Annotated in this window: 18 protein-coding genes and 1 tRNA gene; 2 read left to right on the top strand and 17 right to left on the bottom strand. The window is 59.6% G+C overall.

Annotation, left to right across the window (positions count from 1 at the left end; all coding sequences use genetic code 11):
* Positions 1–53: 53 nt before the first annotated feature.
* From ftsH to U9R61_RS03155, 7 genes are all read right to left on the bottom strand, one after another.
* The gene (ftsH, locus tag U9R61_RS03185) at positions 54–2024 is read right to left on the bottom strand and encodes an ATP-dependent zinc metalloprotease FtsH (protein WP_322487373.1); all 1971 of its coding nucleotides are present in this window, start codon (positions 2022–2024) and stop codon (positions 54–56) included.
* Between the two features lie 347 nt (positions 2025–2371).
* Complete coding sequence (gene hpt, locus U9R61_RS03180; protein ID WP_322487372.1) at positions 2372–2914, bottom strand: hypoxanthine phosphoribosyltransferase; 543 nt, start codon at positions 2912–2914, stop codon at positions 2372–2374.
* Positions 2915–2916: 2 nt separating this feature from the next.
* Complete coding sequence (gene tilS / locus U9R61_RS03175) at positions 2917–4338, bottom strand: tRNA lysidine(34) synthetase TilS (protein ID WP_322487371.1); 1422 nt, start codon at positions 4336–4338, stop codon at positions 2917–2919.
* Positions 4339–4469: 131 nt separating this feature from the next.
* Positions 4470–4544, bottom strand: a tRNA-Met gene (locus U9R61_RS03170).
* Positions 4545–4629: 85 nt separating this feature from the next.
* Positions 4630–5727: an STAS domain-containing protein gene (locus U9R61_RS03165; protein WP_322487370.1), complete on the bottom strand. Its 1098-nt coding sequence runs from the start codon at positions 5725–5727 to the stop codon at positions 4630–4632.
* A 110-nt stretch (positions 5728–5837) separates the two neighbouring features.
* A complete protein-coding gene (locus tag U9R61_RS03160; RefSeq protein WP_322487369.1) occupies positions 5838–7355 on the bottom strand; it encodes a hypothetical protein in 1518 nt (505 codons plus the stop codon).
* Between the two features lie 81 nt (positions 7356–7436).
* The gene (locus tag U9R61_RS03155) at positions 7437–8465 is read right to left on the bottom strand and encodes an STAS domain-containing protein (RefSeq protein WP_322487368.1); all 1029 of its coding nucleotides are present in this window, start codon (positions 8463–8465) and stop codon (positions 7437–7439) included.
* Positions 8466–8829: 364 nt separating this feature from the next.
* Here U9R61_RS03155 and U9R61_RS03150 point away from each other — a divergent pair, with 364 nt between their 5' ends.
* Positions 8830–9735, top strand: coding sequence for a UbiA family prenyltransferase (locus U9R61_RS03150; RefSeq protein WP_322487367.1), 906 nt, complete (start codon positions 8830–8832; stop codon positions 9733–9735).
* Positions 9736–10071: 336 nt separating this feature from the next.
* On the top strand, positions 10072–10446 hold the full coding sequence (locus tag U9R61_RS03145; protein ID WP_322487366.1) for a Uma2 family endonuclease: 375 nt from the start codon (positions 10072–10074) through the stop codon (positions 10444–10446).
* 36 nt (positions 10447–10482) lie between these two features.
* Here the strand turns inward: U9R61_RS03145 and U9R61_RS03140 are convergent, their stop codons facing one another.
* From U9R61_RS03140 to U9R61_RS03095, 10 genes are all read right to left on the bottom strand, one after another.
* A complete protein-coding gene (locus U9R61_RS03140; RefSeq protein WP_322487365.1) occupies positions 10483–11907 on the bottom strand; it encodes a glutamine synthetase family protein in 1425 nt (474 codons plus the stop codon).
* Between the two features lie 109 nt (positions 11908–12016).
* Positions 12017–12457 (bottom strand): hypothetical protein, encoded by a 441-nt coding sequence (locus U9R61_RS03135; RefSeq protein WP_322487364.1) that lies wholly within the window; start codon positions 12455–12457, stop codon positions 12017–12019.
* Between the two features lie 63 nt (positions 12458–12520).
* Positions 12521–12958, bottom strand: coding sequence for a cytochrome c (locus U9R61_RS03130; RefSeq protein WP_322487363.1), 438 nt, complete (start codon positions 12956–12958; stop codon positions 12521–12523).
* A gap of 63 nt (positions 12959–13021) precedes the next feature.
* Positions 13022–13426 (bottom strand): hypothetical protein, encoded by a 405-nt coding sequence (locus tag U9R61_RS03125; RefSeq protein WP_322487362.1) that lies wholly within the window; start codon positions 13424–13426, stop codon positions 13022–13024.
* Positions 13427–13786: 360 nt separating this feature from the next.
* On the bottom strand, positions 13787–14734 hold the full coding sequence (gene msrP / locus U9R61_RS03120) for a protein-methionine-sulfoxide reductase catalytic subunit MsrP (protein WP_322487361.1): 948 nt from the start codon (positions 14732–14734) through the stop codon (positions 13787–13789).
* Positions 14735–14835: 101 nt separating this feature from the next.
* Positions 14836–15420, bottom strand: a complete 585-nt coding sequence (locus tag U9R61_RS03115) for a hypothetical protein (protein WP_322487360.1) — start codon at positions 15418–15420, stop codon at positions 14836–14838.
* Between the two features lie 56 nt (positions 15421–15476).
* Positions 15477–16052: an ANTAR domain-containing response regulator gene (locus U9R61_RS03110; RefSeq protein ID WP_012257866.1), complete on the bottom strand. Its 576-nt coding sequence runs from the start codon at positions 16050–16052 to the stop codon at positions 15477–15479.
* Between the two features lie 142 nt (positions 16053–16194).
* Positions 16195–18861, bottom strand: coding sequence for a CapA family protein (locus U9R61_RS03105; protein ID WP_322487359.1), 2667 nt, complete (start codon positions 18859–18861; stop codon positions 16195–16197).
* 83 nt (positions 18862–18944) lie between these two features.
* Positions 18945–19781, bottom strand: coding sequence for a metal ABC transporter permease (locus U9R61_RS03100; protein ID WP_322487358.1), 837 nt, complete (start codon positions 19779–19781; stop codon positions 18945–18947).
* A complete protein-coding gene (locus tag U9R61_RS03095) occupies positions 19778–20605 on the bottom strand; it encodes a metal ABC transporter ATP-binding protein (protein WP_322487357.1) in 828 nt (275 codons plus the stop codon). Before U9R61_RS03095 ends, U9R61_RS03100 begins: the two co-directional genes overlap by 4 nt.
* Positions 20606–20676 lie beyond the last annotated feature (71 nt).

The following is a 20676-nucleotide window of genomic DNA, read 5'->3' as shown; positions in this document are numbered from 1 at the left end:
GCGGTAGATACTTGGTAAGGGCGGGTTTCAAACCCGCCCTTACAAGAGGCCCATCACGCCGGCAGCGGATTGGGGCCGCCCAAGCCCATCTGCGGCGCATCGGGCTGGGCCGATCGCTCGTCGCTGCGACCGTTCGGCGTGGCGCCGCCGGTCTTGCTCAGATCGAGCGCCAGTGGCTTCACCCGCCGGATCAGCTCTTCGAGCTGTTCGCCATCGAGCGTCTCGTACTCGATCAGGGCATTGGCCATATCGTCGAGCACGGCCCGGTTCTGGAGCAGGATCTGCTGCGCCGTCTCGTAGGCTTCGCTGACGATTGTATGCACCTCTTCGTCGATCTGGCGGGCCACTTCATCGCCGTAATTGCGCTGCTCGCTGATCTCGCGGCCAAGGAAGATCAACTCTTCCTTCTCGCCGAAGACAATTGGGCCAAGGCGCTGGCTCATACCGTAGCGCGTCACCATCGCGCGGGCGATGCGGGTCACCTGCACCAGATCGCCGGAAGCGCCGGTCGTCACCTCTTCATTCCCGAAGACGATCTCCTCGGCGACCCGGCCACCCAACGAGACGGCCAGCCGCGCCTTGAATTGCGAGACGGTGCGCAAGCTGAGGCTATCTTCATCGGGCAGGAAGAGGGTATAACCACCGGCCTGCCCACGCGGGATGATCGTCACCTTCTGCACCTTATCGGCCTTCGGCATCGCCGCGCCGACAATCGCATGCCCGGCCTCGTGATAAGCCACCACCAGCTTCTGGCGGTCGGTCATCACCCGCGAGCGGCGCTCAGGGCCACCGATCGCAACCCGCTCAACCGCGTCTTGGAATTCGGCCATGCTAATCTTGCGCTTCGAGCGACGCGCAGCCAGAATCGCCGCCTCATTCACCACGTTCATCAGATCAGCGCCCGAGAAGCCGGGGGTCTGGCGAGCGATCACTTCGAGGTTGACATCCTCGGCCAGCGGTTTGCCCTTGACGTGAACTTTCAGGATCTCGATCCGTCCGCGCACATCGGGCGCATCGAGCACAACCTGCCGGTCGAAGCGGCCGGGGCGCACCAACGCTGGGTCGAGCACGTCGGGCCGGTTGGTGGCAGCAATCACGATCACGTTGGTATTGGTATCGAAACCGTCCATCTCAACCAGAATTTGGTTGAGCGTCTGCTCACGCTCATCGTGCGAACCGCCCAAGCCAGCGCCGCGCTGGCGGCCCACGGCGTCAATTTCGTCAATGAAGACGATGCAGGGAGCGTTGCGCTTGGCCTGATCGAACAGATCGCGGACGCGAGAAGCGCCAACGCCGACGAACATCTCGACAAACTCCGAGCCAGAGATGCTAAAGAAGGGCACTCCCGCTTCTCCGGCCACTGCGCGCGAGAGCAACGTCTTACCAGTGCCGGGCGGGCCGACCATCAGCACGCCGCGCGGAATGCGCGCACCGAGAGCAGCGAACTTATCCGGGAACTTGAGAAACTCGACCACCTCGGCCAAATCTTGCTTCGCCTCTTCTTGGCCGGCAACATCGGCGAAGGTAATCGTCGGCTTATCGCCAGCGAACATCCGCGCCCGGCTCTTGCCGAACGACATCGCCTGATTGTTGCTGCCCTGCGCTTGGCGCATAAAGAAGACAAAAAAGCCGATCAGCAACAGGGTTGGCAAGAGGATCGTAAAGATACTCAGCAAACCGCCCCACGCCGGCGCCGGCTGCACAATAACGTTAATTGTGCGCTGCCCTTGTTCGTTGCGCAACGGCACGCCATAATCGGCCAGCAACCGCATCACGCTGTCTGCCGACTCAAGGCGCGAGCGGTACTTCTTGCCATCGTTATACGTCACCAAAATCTGCTCATCGCCGGCTTGGGCTTGAATTTCACGCACCAGACCGGCCTGAGCATCGGCGATCACATCAGCAATGCCTTTTTCTTCAGTCTGGCTCGCACCCGGCCCTAAATACTGGAAGAAGAGCGCCAGCGCAGCGACCAGAATGATGAGGTAGACAAAGCTATTCTTCAACCAACGATTATCTCCCATACGTCATCTTTCTAGAGGGGTTGCCTCAGTACCCGATCCTGATGCAATGCTGGATCAGCCGCTGCAGAGGGGCATGCCCCGACTACGAGGAAGTTTAAGTTGCACATGACAACATGGCGTTACGCATGCCATCAGTATTGGAATTATAGCATCAGCCGATCGGCAGAGGCAAGGGAACAGATCACAGTCAAAATGTGATCTGGATCACATGCCTATGGATGCGCAGTCCGGTTGGTGAACAAACGTGTTCCGTTGTCAGGAGCCGCGGCTGTGCGGCGCTACAGTTTAGCTATTCTGGCGCTTTACGACAGGAGCCGCAGCCGTGCGGCGCTACCGTTTGCGGCCGTTTACGAGAGGTAGACTTCGGGGCGCAGAACGCCGATGAACGGCAAATTGCGATACCGTTCGGCATGATCAAGGCCGTAGCCGACTACAAAGGCATTGGGAATATTGAAACCGACGTAATCAACCGGCACATCGGCGGTGCGGCGTTCGGGTTTATTGAGCAAGGTGCAGATGCGCAGACTAGCCGGGTTCCGGCGCAACAATTGGCCGCGCAGGTAGGCGAGAGTCAGACCGCTATCGATAATATCTTCGACAATCAGCACATGGCGATTGGTAATATCGGTGTCAAGGTCTTTGATCAGGCGCACGACGCCAGAGGATTCGGTGCTGGCGCCATAGCTGGCCACAGCGATAAAGTCAATAGCTAAGGGCAGATCGATCGCGCGAGCGAGATCAACCATAAACATCGCACACCCCTTCAACACGCCAACCAAGAGCAGGTCGTGGAGCGGGCGATAAGCGGCGGTGATTTCGGCGGCAAGCTCGGCGACGCGTTGCTTAATCTGTTCCTCGGTAATCAATACGTAGTCAATGTCTTGGCGCATACTTACTCCTGTTGAGTGGCGGGGGCAACCATTCCGATCCACATTGTAGCCTGATTCGGTTCACCTGCGGCAATCCCAGCGGCGACGCGCAACCCGGCCAGCCAGAGGATCTGGCCGTCGGCGGCGACCAGCAACGGCCAACCATCACGCAGTGCGCGCGGCACGTGAAGATCGACAAAGATATCTTGCAGGCGCCGGCTGCCAGGCGCGCCAGCGGGGCGCATGCGGTCGCCAGCACGGCGTGGGCGCAGCGCGAGCGGACCAGCCGGAGGGCGGGCCAACCCTAGCCACCAGCGATCGGGGTGAGCGGGGGGATGATCCTGCACGATACACTGCCAGCCGTTGGCCAACGGCACGCTGCCACGTTCTGGCAGCGACACAGGTTCGGCGATCTGCGGCACAGAAAACGGTTCGGCGGTAGGCAAGCGCAGCGTTACCGTCTGCTGATCACACACGAGCGTCACTTGCGGAGTAAGCCGCATCTGGCTGCCAGCCTGCCCAGCCACCAGATACAGGGCCGCATCAACTTGGGCAAGGCTCGGCTCTTCGTCGCCGAGCGCGGCGACCGCACGGCGCAAGGCATAGCGGCGCAATGAGGGATGCAACGTGCGCAGGGCAGCGCGGTCGAATACGATGAGATCGCGCCGCTGTTCGGCGATGAGCAGCGGCCACTGCGCCGCCAGCGCCTGCTGGATAAACTCGTAGTCTTCGGCGCAGATGCGGGCGGTGCGGCCAAGCGCAGCGGTAATGTGCGGGTTTTCGGCGGCCAGTTGCGGCAAGATCTGGTGGCGAATCCGGGAGCGGATGTACCTGAGGTCATCGTTGGTCGGATCGTGGCGCGGGTCAAGGCCGTGTTCAGCGCAATAGGCTGCGAGCGCGGCCCGGCTGATTGCAAGCAGGGGGCGAAGCAACGGCGGGCCGTGGGGCGGCGCTTGGCCCGCAGCGATAGCCGGCGCAGCCCATTCCGGCCACTCAACCCGCGGGCGCATGCCGCGCAAGCCGGCCGGCCCGGCCCCGCGCAGAAGGTGCATCAACACCGTTTCGGCCTGATCGTCGGCCTGATGGGCAACCAGCACCGCATCGACCTGCTCGGCGATGGCAGTGCGGGCAAGGAAGGCATAGCGAGCGGCGCGGGCCGCCGCCGGAGTTGTACCCGACGGTAGATTCGCTGTCTCTACAATGACGCGCAAACCCCTTGCCGCGGCCGTTTCAGCCACAAACGCCGCCTCAGCCGCCGATTCGGCCCCGCGCAACCCGTGATCGAGATGAGCGACGATGGGCAACGGCCCGCCAGTCGTGTGGAGGGTAGCGAGCAGGTGCAACAGCGCCAGCGAATCACCGCCGCCGGAAACAGCGACCAGCAGACGGGCAGTTGGTTGCCCCAACCCTTCGGCAAGCAGAAACTGGCGCAGATGGTTAAGCATAGAGCGTTGGCAGGGAGTAACGCATTGGGACTAGGGATACAACGAACACGATTTGTACCGAACGCAGTTTCGCGAGCGCAACAATAGCGCGATATGAATGGAAACGCCGGTGAGCATTGCTCACCGGCGAGTGGTGCCGGAGGCGGGATTCGAACCCGCGACCTAACGATTATGAGCCGTTTGCTCTACCACTGAGCTACCCCGGCACGGCTATCAAGTGTACCACTGAACCGGAGATTCGTCAAGAATCGCTACAATGCCCTTGCATCGGCTCAAACACATAACATGACATTACGCAGAAGAACGCATCCGTGGCTGCAACGCGAGCGCCGCTTGCAAGGTTGACGTCGTTTGAATAGAAGACAGGTCGACTCCTAAGCTCACCAGCGTTTGGGCAACTTCGGGGCGAAGCCCAGCGAGCGTCGTCGTTACCCCCATCAAGCGAGCGGCTTGGGCAACTCGCAGCAAGGCCGCCGCCGCATACGTATCGATGACCGCCACCCCCGTCACATCGATCACCAACATGCGGGCGCCGGCCCGCTCGATCGCTTGCAAGACAGTCTCGAGCAATCGTTGTACCCGATTGCTATCAAGCCCGCCGACTAACGGCACGATCAGCGTGTCATCACGCACCGGAATAATCGGCACATCAAGTTCAAGAATCAGCCGGTTCAACTCTTGCTGAGCGTTGAGTGTCTCTGCCAACCGGGCCATGGTAGCGCGTTGCTCATCAGCGAGACGCTGCAACGCTTCAGTTCGCTCAGCAATCCGCGCTTCCAGACTCGTATTCACCTGAACCAAGCGCTGATTCGCTTCCTCGGCTTGCCGGCGCAGCTCACGGGCCTCGGCGAGCGCGGCGGCTAAACTGCGCGCACCAATAAACGTGATCAGCGCAGTCACCGCGAGTAAAACGGAGACATGCGCAGCCGCATATTCGAGCAAAATAGCTGCCCGCGTAGATGCAGGCACGGTTACAACAACCCCGGCGAGCGCAGCGAGACAACCGGCTAACACGATCCAAATCTGATTTGGTTTGAGTAAGATGCTTGATAACAATACGCAAATAAGCAGGTAAATAATATTAAACGGAGAGTTGGGATTGAAAAACATCCCGCTTAGTGATCCCATACCAGCGACAATGATCAGAATGTATGAACCGGCGCTCACAAAGCCTTGGCGACCGAGGAAAGCAGCCATGGCGAAGACTATCGTGGCAAGGCCAAGATTGATGAAGCGCCCAATGGTTGGTTGAATCATCGTCAACAACAAACCGACTGTGAGCAGAATCACAATTATCCCAACCGATAATGTCACCAAAAGCTGGCCCCGGCGCTGCTGGTCGGGATTGGAGGCTTTAACATTGGCAAAGCGAGCGATGAGCTTCCACATATCGTTTTCCATTGAGCGAGATCGAAACTCTACCAGTGTTCTATGAGTTCACCTAAAAGTCAATGATTTGCAGTAACTATCCTGCCAAAGCGACAAACCTCACGACACCTTTACGCACGTGGCAGTGGTCGCAGGAACCCGATTACCGCCGCCAGCGGCAGCGCCGTGCGGGGCAGAAAGCCATTGCGCCAGAGACCGCCGTGGTTAGCGTTGGCGGTCAGTAGTTCGAGCGGATGATCGAGGGGAACGTCAGGATTGGCGGCGCAATCACGGCAACGCAGGTCATGCACCCAGAGCGCAGCCATCAGCGCGCCGGTCGTTTCAGGGGCAAAGATCTCGACCCCGAACAAACTGGCCCCGTTGTAGCCAGCCCGGAGGGCTGGATTCTTGATCACCGACTGGGTCATCGTCGCCGGAGCCACATTAATCGAGACGCGCTGGCCGCCAGCGCGAGCAATAATGGCGCGCCACTGTTGCAAGCGTTTGGCGAGGGTATAGTTCGGCCCCTGCTCAAGGAACAGGCAATCGACGATCCCGTAGCGTTTGCCGTTGGTGCTGGCGATCAACTCGCGCACATGCGGTTGCAGCAACCTCCCGCCGCTGAGAGTACGTACAATCGCCGCCGTTCTCTCACCCAGCGGGGAGGCTTTGGCCGCATTGCGCATCGCCGCTAGCGCCGTCTCTTCATTCACGGTGAACATATCAGTGGGGGTCGCCATCGTCATCAGGGTCGTATCGGGGCGGGCGGCGCTGACGGTCGCCACGATCGCATCCATCGCCAAAGCGACGCGCAGGTGACGTTCACCGTCGAGATAGGCGAGCGTCGCGATATCAAGCGGACGCTCGAAGGAGAGCAGCCACGTCACGATTTCGGGCGCGTGTCTGAGCAAATCAACCCCGGCGACCGGCAACCACTCATCGGGATCGGCTTCAGGCGCAACTGGCTGCAACGATGGCGCGAACAAGCGAGCATTGCCGGCGCGCACCACTGCGGCGATTCGCTGCCAGCGGGCCGGATCGGGTACATCGACAGCAACAATGTTTGCGCGCCAGCGAGCAAGGGTCGCCAACGGCCCGGCTTCCGAACCCGCGCCTAACAGCACGAGGGTGCGATCGGAAAGGTCGAGCCATTCGGGATGATCCAGCACTCGCAGCAAGGCACGAGCGCAACCGGGTTCGATAATCCCGGACGCTTCCCAATGGGCAATCTGGGCATGCAGTGCCGCACCGGAGAGACGCTGGCCGCGATACGGGATTGAGAAGGGTTCGATCAGGTGAGCGCCACGACCGTGCAACGCCGCAGTGTACATCGTATCGAGCTGTGACCAGCGCATTGCTTCGGCAAGGGGGGCAGCCGTGCCATTGCGCAGCCATTCAACCTGTTGCCAAGCAGCGGTTAATCCGGCAGTAGCCATCGTAAGCGCCTGCGCCGGATCGGCCGCGGCAGCTTCCGTCAGCGCGCGTATATAGCGCGGATACTGGCGGCGCCAGTTGGTTTCTTGGTGTAGCGCCGTCACGGCAGCGGGATCGATGCCGGTCAGCGCAGCACTGCAAATGGCGAGATTGGCATGTGTTGAACTCCGTCTTCCATCAGACGCGGGGACGAACTGCAACCCTTCCTCGTCCATTGAGAGCATCTCCTTGCTATCAAGCGATGATCAGATTATAGCAAAGAGTGTGCGGTTGCAAGCGCTGTAATGTTCCATGCATCAAGCCGCAACCGGACGGCGAGCTAAGGAAAGGGCCGCTTCGGGATTCGGCGCGGTGGCAATCTCACCTAAATCGGTGTTGAGATGCACCAGCGTTTGGGCAACTGCGGGGCGAATGCCGCTGATTATCGTGCGCGCGCCAAGTAAGCGGATAGCGGCGGCGGTGTCGATCAAGGCTTTCGCCACTGCGGTATCGATCAGCGTAATGCCAGTGATGTCAATAATCACGGTATGGGCGTGTTTGGCAGCGACCGTTCCCAGAATCCGGCTCCGCAATTGCTCGGCGCGTCGGCTGTCGAGATTGCCTACGAGCGGGGCCAACAAGACATGATCATCAATCGGCAAGATCGGCAATTCCAGCTCGGTGACGAGATCAAGCAGCCGTTGCTGCTCGGCGGCGCGTCGCTCGACCTCAACCCGGGCCGTTTCGGCAGTCTGGCGGGCGCTTTCGGCCTCTTGGGTGCGCTGATCGGCGAGCTGCAACGCGCGCATCTGGGCAGACATAACTTGATCAAGAAACGCCCATACCGCAATGAGCAGAGCAGCCAGACTACTGGCTTGCAAGAAACGCAGAAGGTGGATAGGGATCACAGAGGTCTCAGATTCTGGCCCTAGCGCAACAATCGCGATGACTACCACGATACAGGCCACCATCGCGCCAATGGTAAACGAACGTTGGCCATTCAAACCGGCCAGCAAGATCACCACCGCGAGGAATGGCGTAGTCGCCAGACGCAATTCAGGAAGCCAGACGGCGACAGCGATTTCGCCAATGATGATGGCTATGCCAAACGGCAAGATTGCCTGCCAAAACGGACGCTTGTCTGCTAGGAGCACCAACGTCAAGCCACAACCAAGACTGGTGGCAAAGGCGATCGCCATGGTTACGCCGGTAAAGAGGTTAGCCGTTACCAAAAAAACTACTGACGTCAACCCAAAGGAGATCAGAGCGATAACGAGCGTACCCAAAGCGATGGCCCGTACAATCTGGCGGTACAAGAGATCGAGGAGGGTGCGCGAAGAACTCATGGTGGTACTCCGATCGAGGTGAGCTTATGATAAATAGCGCCCGCTGGTTTGATGGCAAAATTGTCAACAGCTTCTTACAATTGTTTAATAATATCATATGAGCAGTAGATTGCGTCAGCAGTGTTTGAACATCTTCGTGTCACGCCACGGTACGCCAACCTAGCGCTAACAAGCGCTCGCAACACCGGCTAAGCGTCTCGCTACCCAGCAAGGAACCTCACTAGATAATGATGCCCTGAAAAAAAGATCGTAGACCTCATTATACGGTTCTCAGATCGCAAGAAGTTGAAAATTTGTTAATAACTTGCTACAATACGACCGTGCGCCATCGTTGATCAGCATTGCGTTCTAGCAGGAGCACCCAATGCATATCCCGACAAGCTTCTCTGCCGTTCGCTCCCCCCGCTGGCTCAGCACCATCCTATCGGAAGCCTACCTCTACTGGCGCTTTACCCGTTACGATATTTCGGCCACAGTGATTCCCGGTCTGCTATTTGCGCTAGCGGCATGGCATAACGTTCAACCTGATTGGGACGCGCTGCCGGGCCTGCTCGGATGGGGAACGATCTACTTCGGGCTTTATTGCATCACGTTTTGTATTTCAAACCAGCTAGCCGGTGAAGTGGAAGATCGGCACAACAAGCCGGATCGTCCCCTCCTCAGCGGTTTCGTGACGCGGCGCGGCGCATGGCTGCGTTGGATCGTGTCGATGGCACTCTTCACACTGGTGGGTTGGCAGTTGGGTGTCTTGGAATGGACGTTGCTGTGGCAGGTGACGCTCACCTTGCACAATCTAGGTGGATTTGCGCGCCACTACTGGCTGAAAAACCTGTCGATGACCTTTGGAGCGATCGCGCAGTTAGCGGCAGCATGGCAGATGGTGCGGCCATTGACGCCAGCAGCGTGGCTGTGGATACTGGTTCCGGCGATAACGCTGTTGTCGAACGCATCGCTGCAAGATCTGCGCGACATTGAAGGAGACCGGCTCAATCAACGCCGCACGCTGCCCATTGTCTTCGGCGTGAATTTTACGCGGTGGTTTGTGGCGGTTGCCTTTGTGCTGCTAGCCCTTCTTTCCCATTTTGCGCTGTTTCTGCCCGCCGGCTTGAACGCTGGCGTTCTCTTGCTCGATCTCTTTTTGGCCGGACTTTGTCTCGTGATCGCCGGACGGGTGCTGTTGTTGCGCACAACCGCCGCCGATCACGTCTCGTATATGCTCTATACCTACTGGTATTGTTTCGTGCTGGCAGCAGCGATCGTGGCGCTGTAAGGGGCCGCCAGAGCGAACGCCGGAGGTGAGGGTGCAGAGACCATGACCTCCGGCGTTCGCGTGCTATACTGCTGATACATCATGGTTTCCAAGCCATCACGGAGGCGCAATGACATCGGATATCTTGCCGGTGGCCGCTCGGGCGCCCCATGTGCCGGCCCCACCCAGCGGGCAGTGGACGGTGACCGATTACGAGCCCACCCGAAGCAGGCCGTTTTGAGCCAATCAATGGAGTACTACGGATGGCGCTGGCGCCAAGCCCGCAACAGCAAGCTGCTTCATTACGGTTTGCCTCTTACCTAATTCTTAGCGGTAGAGGTTGCCGGACGCGGGAGGGTGTTCACGGCGCCGATCGATGTCGAACTCGATGCGACAACGGTGATACAACCAGATGTAGTGGTGATGTTGCATGGTGGCAAGGCCCAGATTACGGGCCAACGGATCATTGGCCTGCCCGATCTGATTGTGGAGGTGGTATCGCCGGGCACGGCCAGTTACGACCAGCGCGAGAAGCGCGATCACTACGCGGCTGCCGGGGTGCGCGAGGATTGGATCGCCGACCCCGGCCATCGGGTGGTGGAATTACTCTCGCTGGAAGGCAGCGACTACCGCGCTGAGCATGTCTACCGCGGCAAGGCCATCATTCCTAGCATCGTGCTGCCTGAGTGGCAAACGCCGACCGAGTTATTGTTCGGCGACACAGTGGCGTAGGGGCCCAGCGTCGCTGGGCCCCTACGCTGCCCAACATTAGAACCGGCTCCACAAGTACTGGTTGGTTACCTCGTGGTGGAACTGCACCTCGGCCCGCTTGATGAGGGTACCGAGTTTGCGTGGGCAACGATCGGCCACCGTCGCCTTGAGATCGGCGAAGCGAGCATGGACATCTTCACCCAAAATCTGGGCCATGAAAGCGCTCTGGCGGAAGTTGGCAATCGCGTCGTAGATGTTATCGGGCAGAGTCGCAGTACCACTGCGCACATCAGTGGTGGGCAGCGGCCCTTCGAGGCCAGTGCGCAGCAAGGCGTAGATAGCCAGATAGGGGTTAGCATCAGGCGCGATCGAGCGCACCTCGATGCGGGCCGAACGGGCATTGCCAATCGGAATGCGAATCATCGAACCGCGGTCGGTCGGCGACGCCTTGATCTGATTAGGCGCCTCGAAGTGCGGGTCAAGCCGGCGGTACGCATTCACGCTCGAATTCAAAATCAGGCAGAGATCTTGCCCGCTGTTGAGAATGCGGTCGATAAAGCTCCACGCCAGCTCAGACAACCGTTCGGGGCCGTTGGCGTCGTAGAAGAGATTCACCCCTTGCCGCGCCAGCGAGATGTTGGTATGCATGCCATTGCCATTCACGCCGGTGACCGGCTTAGGCAAGAAACTGGCGGTCATATCGAGCTTGCTGGCAATCTGGCGGCAGATCAGCTTGTAGAGCAAAATCTGGTCAGCGGCAATAGTCGCCTCGGTGTAGCTATAGTTCATCTCGAACTGCGAGGGTGCGACTTCGGGGTGATCCTTCTCGTTCTCAAACCCCATAGCCCGTTGCGCTTCCGCCGCCATATCGATAAACTGGCGGAGCGGATCACCCGGCAGCGAGTGATAGTAACCGCCGGTGCTGACCATGGTAAACTCGCCGGTCTCGCGGAAGCGCTGCTCGGCATTGCGCCCTTTGAAGAGGAACCCTTCGATCTCGGTGGCAACATTGCAGGTAATGCCGTCGCGCTGGTAGAGTTCGTTCACATAGCGGTACAGCCGGCCACGCATATCGGCCTCGTAAGGCGAGCCGTCTTGGTTCAGTACATAGCCGAAGACCAGCACCTTGCCGGGGCCAAAGACATCGGCCGGCAGCCAATAAAAGGCCGACCAGTCAATGGCAAGGCGCAGATCCGACTCGGCTTGCACTGAGAAGCCGCGCACCGACGAGCCGTCGAAGGTCAGATTATCGGCGGAAGTAAGGAGAAACTTTTTGTCGTAATCGAGCATGTGCAGGCGGCCTTCAAGGTCGGTAAAGCAGACCGTCACTGCCTTGATCCGGTGCTCGTCGGTGAGGTAGCGCATCCGCTCTTCGCGCATCACATCCGGCGAGACGCGCGCCAAACGCTGGCGCTTCACGCTCAGGTTCAACTCTTCCAATTGCTCATAGGGGATTTCGAGGAAGTCGCGCAACTCGGTCATGGAAGTTCCTTTTCACTAGACAACGTCATGGTTGTTAGCGCGTATTATACTCCGAAGAGCAACAGCCGCCGCTACCGGCGGCTGCCCCAGCATGAGATCTATCGGCGAGTTAGATCAAACGACGGATTTCACTAACCTGCCATCCCCTTATGGTGAAGGTCACGATCACCTCTAGCCGATGCTCGCGATGGGGGCAGGCAAAACGAAGCGGAATAGCGAGTTGGGTGCCGGGAACGAGCCAGTCAGGCATCCGGTACGGCCCTAAGGCAAAGTTCGCCGGTTGATGAGCGTGATGCCATGCTGCAATCAGCAGATGGAGCGATCCCGGCTTCTGCATCCGGTTGGCGAAAGCGGCTAACTCGAGCGGATCGTTATGATCAACCACAGCGATCACGTCACGGATGATTTCGGTTGGCAAGCGGAATGGTTGGGTCAATACCGGCCCGTGACGAGCGCGATGATCGGGGATGGCGCGGGCGATCGGAAAGATGGCAATGCTGCTGAGCATACTGAGCAAACAGCAAACCCAACTAAAGCAAACAATGCGCATAGCGTATCCTAATACTGTACGGCGCCGGCAGCGGAACAATTACCGCTGCCGGCACGAGCTTGATTACTTCAACGTGCGCAGGTACGCCAACAGATCAGCCATCTCTTGATCGGTCAGGTTATGGGTTGGCATATAGCCGATACGGCCAGTGCCGCCGGTGCGAATCCATTCGGCAACATTCGCCTCGCTGCGCTCTTTGCCGTTTGGCAACATGCCTTTGTAATCAACCCCATTCGGCAGCACCGGCCCTTTAACGCTAAACAGACCGGCTAAACCGGGGCCAACCAATATCTCTTTGGAAGTCGTGTGGCAAGCGGCACACGGCCCAAACAGATCTTTGCCGCGCTTGGGATCACCCTGCGATGAGAGCGAGGTATCGGCCAGCGCCGCCGGCAATTGTTCGGTAGCAGGCCGGTTGGACGTATTCTGATTACTGCCGCCGCAGGCCGTCAAAAGCGCGATCAACAGGAGCGTGAACATCCACGCAATAGTGCGATTCATAACTTCCTCCTTGAGCAAGGTAGACCCACTACCGCTGCATCGGTGACGCAGCGTTCACGATTCTCACTGGCATGGTTCGAACGACTGGCCAAAGGAGAAAGCGCGTGGCGGCGGAGTTGGCGGCGGGAGAGGGCAAACGCGGAGGAAGGCGGGACAAAGCAACGCCAAGAGCAGGATCAGCGGCACAACCGGCACGGCGGCAACGACCAACGGCGGCAGGGCCTCGTACATGGCGCGCGGATGCACCTGGGCAAGATGCGAGGCATCTTCCGTGATCGTCCCATCAAGATGCAGATCACAAAAGAAGAAATTGGGTGTGGCGCGCTCGTCCATCCATTGCTGGATCAGGCAGTGCAGTACGCAACCAAGCGGACTAAGCACGCCTAATTCCAGCACCACGATAAGGGCTACGACGCGCCTACCCCAATGCTTCAGGATATGCAGTTGCCGGTGCAACTGGTTTGGCATGAAATTTGTGCCGTTTTTCACGGATTGATCGTAACGTCAGGCAGGAAAGTTGTCAAGGGGGAAACTAAGGCTATGTCGTAGTTTGTGCGTTGAACTTCAGCAACTGGGTTGCGATTGAGCAACGAAGGGGGGAATTGTTTACCGCAGAGGGCACCGAGGAAACAGAGGGTGAGATTCAGGTCAACCCTGTGCGTCCTCCGCCTCCTTGGCGCCTTTGCGTTTTCCCCCTCTGTACCGTTGCGCGCTTTGCGCCTTGGGAGTGCGCCCTCGCCCCATGGCCCTTTTGGGGTAGGTATTTAAGGTGAGTCCTATGAAATACCTGCCCCAAAAGGGGAGAATGGGAGGGGGCAGTCATTACCCCTAATAATGCTTCCGCAAATCCATCCCCGCATACAGCGCCGCCACCTGCTCGGCATAGCCGTTAAACGGCAGCGTCTTGCGCCGGCCCATCTCGCCGATCCGCCGCTCGGTGGCCTGTGACCAGCGCGGGTGCGGCACGTCGGGGTTGACATTGGCATAGAAGCCATACTCGTGCGGCGCAACCGCCATCCAGAGCGAAACCGGCATCGTATCGGTTAGCTCAATCTTGACGATCGACTTAATGCTCTTGAAGCCATACTTCCACGGCACTACCAACCGCAACGGTGCGCCATTCTGCGGCAAGAGCGTTCGTCCATACAGACCGGTGCTGAGGATGGTCAAATCATGCATCGCCTCATCAATCCGTAACCCCTCGACATACGGCCACGGAAAGTAGCGATCGCGCTGGCCCGGCATCTGGTCAGGATCGTAGAGCGTCTCGAAACGCACGTATTGCGCTTGGGCGGTTGGCTCGACCAACGCCAGCAGCTTGTGCAGCGGGAACCCCTGCCACGGGATGACCATCGACCAGCCTTCCACGCAGCGCAGCCGGTAAATCCGCTCTTCTTGATCGAACATCTGCAAGAGGTCTTCGATCGCGAAGACGCGCGGATTGCGCACCATCCCCGTCACCTCGACCGTCCACGGTTGGGTGACAAAATTGGCGGTGCGGCGAGCAACCGCTTCTTTGTCAGTGGTGAATTCGTAGAAGTTGTTGTAGTTGGTGATCTGTTCAAAGGTGTTGGCCGGATCACCCAACTCGTCGCGCAGGCCGGCATTGGCAGCGGGTGAGGGCTGATCACTCTGCGCCGGATTGGTTCTCACGCCGCAGGCGCTGAGCACTGTTCCAACACCCAGCACCCCTAACCCGCGCAAGAAAGCGCGCCGGTTGAAATAGACCGATTCAGGGGTAATATCCGATGAGCGAATTGTAGGATCGCGGTACATGACGGGGTCTTTCTAGGGTCGTGCGTCTGATTGGCGACGCACAGCCGTGCGTCGCTACAGGTATTATACGTCGCCACCCGGCAATCGGATGCCCGCCGCCGTTATTCATCGACCAACGCCAAAATCAACCGGCGCACCTGCCACAACCGGCGGTCGACACCTTCAGGGCGGATGCCGAGGTCATCACGGATTTGGCTGATTTGCAATCTGATGGAATCGATCGGGCCTTTTTGTGGTTCAACACTGAGCTGGTACGCGCGGTCGAGGGCGCGGCGGGCGCTCATCAAGGCCCGATCAGCTTCGGCGAAGTCGTTGCGTTGCAGCGCCTGCACCGCCTCATCGAGCGTGATTGCGGCGCGCAACAAGTGGGTGGCGGCGCGTAATTGTGCGTTTTCCGCTTGCAGATCGAGAATCGTCAGCCGGAGCAGGCCATCGTCAAGCTGCGCCGGCGGCAGTGTCGGTTGCGGTGAGGGGAGAAGAGTGGGCGGCGTGGTTGGAGCGGGCGTAACCGTGGCGATCTGCGGCGCTGCCGGTGCGGGGGCCGGCAGCACCCAGTAGTACATCATAAGGAAGAGCGCTACGCTAGCGGCGATGGTGAGGACGTGCGGCGCAACCAAACGCACATACCGCTGCCAGCGTCCCGGCAGCGGCGATGAGGGTGGTGGCGTGTCATCGGTTGCTGTCATCGCAGGAGCGCGCGGTCTTTCCCCGCGCGATGACGGTAGCTTTCACCCTGACCGGCCTAAATCTCATGCGCCAGCAAGATGGCCTGTGCAATCTCTTTCATCGACTTGCGCGTATTCATCGACAATTGCTGGATCTTGCGGAATGCTTCCGCCTCTTTCAGGCCTTGGGTATCCATCAAGATGCCCTTGGCCCGCTCGACCAGCTTGCGCGTTTCGAGCGTCTCTTTCAGATCAGCTACCTGCCGATCCATCTCAAGGAATTCTTGATAGCGGGCAATCGCAATCTCGATCGCGGGCAACAGCTCGGCTTCGCGGAACGGCTTGACGATATAGTTCACGACGCCAGCCTCTTTGGCCCGCTCGACCAGATCGCGGTCGGAATAGGCGGTGAGCAACAGCACCGGCGCAATCTTCTCTTCGGTCAGAATCCGCGCTGCCTGAATACCGTCGAGTTTCGGCATCTTGATATCCATCAAGACCAGATCGGGGCGCAGCTCGCGGGCGAGGTTGATCACGCTCACGCCGTCGCCGGCTTCGCCTACCACCAGATAGCCGAGACTGACGAGCGTCTCTTTCAGATTCATGCGGATGATCGATTCATCGTCGGCGATCACCAGTCGCGTCTGGGGCATACGCTCTCTCCTCTATCGTGATTGGCAACCTGAGGCAGGCTGCATCGGTGGCAGATCGATTTGTGCAGGCAGTATAGCATTCAATCGTTCACCGATCAACCGTCTGGCGAACGATTTTGTGCCCCCTTGACACTATACCGTATTATAACCCAAGCAGTTTCCGTAACAAATCATCATCATCATTACCGGCGCGCTGGTCTAAGGTGGGATCCGCAGGCAATTCGGTCTCGTCGAGCCGGCGGGTGGCGCGGGGCTGATCTGGCGGTTCGGCGCGATGCCAGTCGGGGTCGAATTCCGGCTCTGGCGCAGCCAATTCCGCTTGCCAGCGTTCACGCTCGGCGGGCGGCAAGTCGGCTGCCGTATCATCGTCCAGCGGCCCTAGCTCCATTTGCCAGCGTTCACGCTCGGTAGGCGGCAGATCGTTCCAGTCTACCGGTTGATCGATCGTGGGTTCTAGACGCGCTGGCTCATAGTCGTTGCGCAACACGCTTGCCGGCGTGTCAAACCAAGCATCAAGCTCGTTATTGACCAGTGGATCAGGTTGGTTGGGCAGCTGGATCGGCGCGGTGTGGCTCCGGTTGGCCGGACGATCATCGGTTGCCGGCCATTGATCGGTTTGGCGAACGGTCGAACTGGTCGTTGGCTGCGCTGTCACTGCGCTTGATGGTTGGGTTTGGCGGCTTGCCGGCCGGGTTGGTTGTCGCCATGCCGGCCCGCTGCGGGTTGAACGTTCTCGATTACCCCGTTTGTCCCCCAAGCGCAATAGTGAGCGTCCGCTGGAGGTGGTTGGTTGTTCGCCATCGATCGCTTCAGTGGGAGTAGTAGCGGTTGGTTTGTTGCGGCGCGCAAAATTGCGCAGCCAGTTTTGCCATGGTTCAGCCGCTGCCGCTGGTGTGCCGTCGGCGGCTGGCGCTGGCAGCGTGGTGTTGGCCGAGCGGTAGCCGCTGCGGCTGTTGCGCGAGCTCGCTACAGGATGTTGCTCGATGTAGCGATAAAAGTCATACATCATATAGAACAGTAACCCAACTGCCGCTAAACCCAACACGATAATGACAGGCATCATCCATTCCGCTCCACCGCTACTGCTCTGCGCCACGTTCCTGCTCGTTGCCGGAGCTGTTGGGGTTGCCATTGCAGATGGCGCCGTTATGTTCGGCGCGACGGTAGCTGGACAGAGCACACTCGCCGCTTGCGCCCCCACTTCACGCCCCAGCAACCCCAACCGCACTTGCCAGATTGGTTGTTCGGGCAACGGTGCAACCGGATCCAGTTCAAACCGGGCTCGTTCAAAGTACTGTACCACCAGATCGCGTCCCGACAGCGGATCGCGCTCGGTCAGCGCGCCGCTGATGGGGTAGCCAAACACACTGAGGCCGCCATACCGCTCGTAGAACGCGCGAAACCGTGGATGAGCGAACGCGGCGGGATCGTTCAGATCGGTGCGAGGCGTCACTGCTTGATCGGGATATGCCAGCCGGAAGGCTACCGTCCCGAGATGTGAACCGAGCACCCGGTTGGGCCAATCGTTGGCTGGATGTAATTCGAGCCGCTGGCGTTCGGTATAGAGCACAGCTACTTCTTGCCGGCAATCGCCAGCCAATTCGCGGCGCACTGGGCCGAGCGGCAGGCCAAGCAGGGCAATCGCCTCGAGCAGGTCGCGCCGTTGATCGCTGCCGAAGGTTTGGTAAAAGCGGGCAAAATCGCCGGTAATCGGCGTTTCGGGTGCTTCGGGCAAGAGCAGCGGCGGGCAGACCTCGATCTTGCTGGCGGGGGGAAGGGGCGCAATCACCTGCAACTGGCCGGGATCACCCACCAAGGCTGAGAGGTCACGAGGTGCGACTGGCAAGGGTGCCGGGCCGCGATTGCCGTTGCCGGGGGTGATCGGCAAATAGCGGATGCCGGTTACACGGGCCGCACCATCGGCGTCGCGTGTGACCCCTACATACATCAATGCTGCCGGTGTTTCCGCAGCGCCAATCAGGTCACCGGTGGAAAAGATGACCAGACCTTCGCGATCCCCGGCGCGCACCCAGTCAACAGTCGCTGTCACTCCCGGTATACTGCCGATGACCACATCTGCGCCGGCGGCAATCAGGTTACGCGCAGCGTTGATCCGGGCCTGTACCGGATCAGGATCGTTCGGTTGGCCCCATGCCGCCATCACCACGACCAGCTCGGTCTGGCGGCGGGCTTGCTCGATGGTAGAACTGATAGCCGGTAACACCCCGGCAGCGTCGGCCAAGAGGTTGATCTGGCCGCGCGGATCGGCATTGCCGCCGAGACCCCACGTCGCGCTGAGGAAGCCGAGCGTTAACGGCGATGCCGGATGCGGCACTGTGACCTTCAAAAACGGCGGCGCTGCCTCGCCGCCGGGGGCAGCGCCGTGCTGGTAGATGCCGTAGCGGGCTAAGGTTTGCAGGGTAGCGTCAACTCCGGCAGGCCCGCGGTCAAGTAGACGGGGATGGGCGGCTCCCAGCAAGAGCAGATTGCTTTCGGCCAGCGCGGCGGCTAGCGCCGGCGCCGGGCCGCCGGCCAATGGCCCGGCCAGCGTCGCCAAGCCGAGATCAGCGGCAGCCAGAAAAGGGCGCAACGGCGCAAACGACTCGGCATAGCTAGGGGTCTCGATCCCGCCGGGAATGAGCGCATCAGGAGTGATCGCGCCGGCAATCGCCAATGTATATTGCACCGTATCACCAGCGCCACACCGGTTAAGCGCCCAACGCGGCCCGGCTGGCGGCTGGGCCTGCGCAGTTGGTGTAGCGATGAACACCACCAAGATGGTGAAAATGAGTAACAACCGGCTAATCATCGTTGTCTCACCTCTGCCAATTGTTGGTTCAGAGGCTTGCACCGGCCTGCGGTTGGCCGGATTGCAACAATTGTACTACATGATTAGCCGTTGCGGCGACGGAGATGCGAACTGGCCCACACCAACGCGAAGATCAGGGTGCTGGTGAGCACAATCGCTGCGCCTGACGCAATACTCAGATAATACGAGGCGTAGAGGCCAACGACGCCGGCCAGCATCGCCAAAAGTGCCGCTGCGATCATCATCGTGTGCATGCGATGGGTGAAAAAGGCGGCGGTAGCCGGCGGCGTAATGAGGATGGCCAAGGTCAACGCGACGCCGACAGTCTGAATTGCAACCACAATCGCGACCGCCAGCATCGTCAAGATTAAGAAATCGAAGAAGCGCACCGGCAAGCGTAACGTTGCGGCCAGCACCGGATCGAACGTAATGACCATCAGCTCTTTGTAGAAGAGCGCAATCGCGGCCAACACCACTGCGCCAAACGCGGCGATCCGCCATAAATCGCTCTCGCTCACACCCAAAATATTCCCGAACAGAAAATGCGACAGATCAACCGCCGAATTGCGCACGGTCGAAATCAGGGCCACGCCGAGCGCAAACATTGCCGCAAAGACGATCCCGATCGCGGTGTCTTCGCGCATGCGGGTTGCCCGGCTCACCGCGCCAATCGAAAACGAGCTGACCAGCGCCGCTCCCAATGCCCACCAAAAGAGTGCGCCGCGATCAGTACCGTTGATCAGGTACCCCACCGCAATGCCGGGCAAGATAGTGTGGGCTAGGGCGTCGCCTAAAAAGGCCATACCGCGCAAAACCACATACACCCCGACCACGGCGCAGATGAGGCCGATCAGCAGTGCGGCGATCAAGCCGCGTTGCATAAAGGGGTAGGCCAGCGGAGCGGTAAGTGGATCGATCATAGGGCGCCATCCGGGGTTGGATTGCAGCAGGTGTCAGCGACAGTCAACAGACCATCGCCGCTGCTAAGCAGATGGAGATGGCCGCCGTATGTGGCGACCAGATTGGCGGCGGTAAAGGCTTCGCGGGCCGGCGCATACGCAATCAGTCGCCGGTTCAGCAGCATCACCCGGTCAAAGTAGCGGGCCGCTTGCTGCAAATCGTGCAACGCGGTCAAAATCGTAACCCCTTCGGCGCGCAACGCTGCCAGCGCGCGAAAGATTTCATCTTGGGAAGGAATATCCAGCCCCACCAGCGGCTCATCCATTAACAACAGGCGCGCTTCTTGAGCCAGCGCCCGCGCCAAAAAGACCCGTTGCTGCTGGCCGCCCGATAATTGCCCAATTTGGCGATCGGCGAAAGCGGCGAGACCCACTCGTTCAAGTGCCCGCTGCGCCAATAATCGGTCATGGCGCGATGGCCGGCGCAAGAGACCGATCCGCCCTACCCGCCCCATCAAGACCACATCACTGACCGAAACCGGAAAGCGCCAATCGACTTGCAACCGCTGCGGCACATACGCGATCGTATTCGGTTCGGCCCGCTCGGTGCCAAAGAAGCGAATCTCGCCGGCAGTTATCGGTTGCAGGCCGGCAATCGCTTTCAGCAGAGTGCTCTTGCCGGCGCCGTTGGGGCCGACGATTGCAATCTGTTCACCGGCCTGAATATCGACCGAAACGTCGCTCAGCGCCTCGGTTTGGCGGTAGCGTACTGTCAGATGGCGGATAGCGAGTGCCGGAACAGCGGTTGCCACCGCTGCCGGTTCAGTCAGTGAAGAGACAGCCATAATCAGTCTCCGCCGTATCATTGCGCGGGTGATGCGACGTATGCGCCACCCGCGCATTGCTACCATTGTAG

Origin of the sequence: Chloroflexus sp. (genome assembly GCF_034431535.1) — a bacterium.
In the GTDB taxonomy this organism is placed as follows: Bacteria; Chloroflexota; Chloroflexia; order Chloroflexales; family Chloroflexaceae; genus Chloroflexus.
The sequence above is the reverse complement of the archived record's forward strand: the minus strand, read 5'-3'. Positions and strand labels throughout refer to the sequence as shown.

Excerpts from the sequence above, each read along its gene's own strand:
- U9R61_RS03125 (WP_322487362.1), bottom strand. The coding sequence starts at position 13,426 with ATGCCAAACCAGTTGCACCGGCAACTGCATATCCTGAAGCATTGGGGT.
- U9R61_RS03130 (WP_322487363.1), bottom strand. The coding sequence starts at position 12,958 with ATGAATCGCACTATTGCGTGGATGTTCACGCTCCTGTTGATCGCGCTT.
- hpt (WP_322487372.1), bottom strand. The coding sequence starts at position 2,914 with ATGCGCCAAGACATTGACTACGTATTGATTACCGAGGAACAGATTAAG.
- U9R61_RS03150 (WP_322487367.1), top strand. The coding sequence starts at position 8,830 with ATGCATATCCCGACAAGCTTCTCTGCCGTTCGCTCCCCCCGCTGGCTC.
- U9R61_RS03160 (WP_322487369.1), bottom strand. The coding sequence starts at position 7,355 with ATGGACGAGGAAGGGTTGCAGTTCGTCCCCGCGTCTGATGGAAGACGG.
- U9R61_RS03155 (WP_322487368.1), bottom strand. The coding sequence starts at position 8,465 with ATGAGTTCTTCGCGCACCCTCCTCGATCTCTTGTACCGCCAGATTGTA.
- U9R61_RS03100 (WP_322487358.1), bottom strand. The coding sequence starts at position 19,781 with ATGATCGATCCACTTACCGCTCCGCTGGCCTACCCCTTTATGCAACGC.
- U9R61_RS03105 (WP_322487359.1), bottom strand. The coding sequence starts at position 18,861 with ATGATTAGCCGGTTGTTACTCATTTTCACCATCTTGGTGGTGTTCATC.
- U9R61_RS03095 (WP_322487357.1), bottom strand. The coding sequence starts at position 20,605 with ATGGCTGTCTCTTCACTGACTGAACCGGCAGCGGTGGCAACCGCTGTT.
- msrP (WP_322487361.1), bottom strand. The coding sequence starts at position 14,734 with ATGTACCGCGATCCTACAATTCGCTCATCGGATATTACCCCTGAATCG.
- U9R61_RS03140 (WP_322487365.1), bottom strand. The coding sequence starts at position 11,907 with ATGACCGAGTTGCGCGACTTCCTCGAAATCCCCTATGAGCAATTGGAA.
- U9R61_RS03115 (WP_322487360.1), bottom strand. The coding sequence starts at position 15,420 with ATGACAGCAACCGATGACACGCCACCACCCTCATCGCCGCTGCCGGGA.
- U9R61_RS03165 (WP_322487370.1), bottom strand. The coding sequence starts at position 5,727 with ATGTGGAAGCTCATCGCTCGCTTTGCCAATGTTAAAGCCTCCAATCCC.
- tilS (WP_322487371.1), bottom strand. The coding sequence starts at position 4,338 with ATGCTTAACCATCTGCGCCAGTTTCTGCTTGCCGAAGGGTTGGGGCAA.
- ftsH (WP_322487373.1), bottom strand. The coding sequence starts at position 2,024 with ATGGGAGATAATCGTTGGTTGAAGAATAGCTTTGTCTACCTCATCATT.
- U9R61_RS03135 (WP_322487364.1), bottom strand. The coding sequence starts at position 12,457 with ATGCGCATTGTTTGCTTTAGTTGGGTTTGCTGTTTGCTCAGTATGCTC.
- U9R61_RS03110 (WP_012257866.1), bottom strand. The coding sequence starts at position 16,052 with ATGCCCCAGACGCGACTGGTGATCGCCGACGATGAATCGATCATCCGC.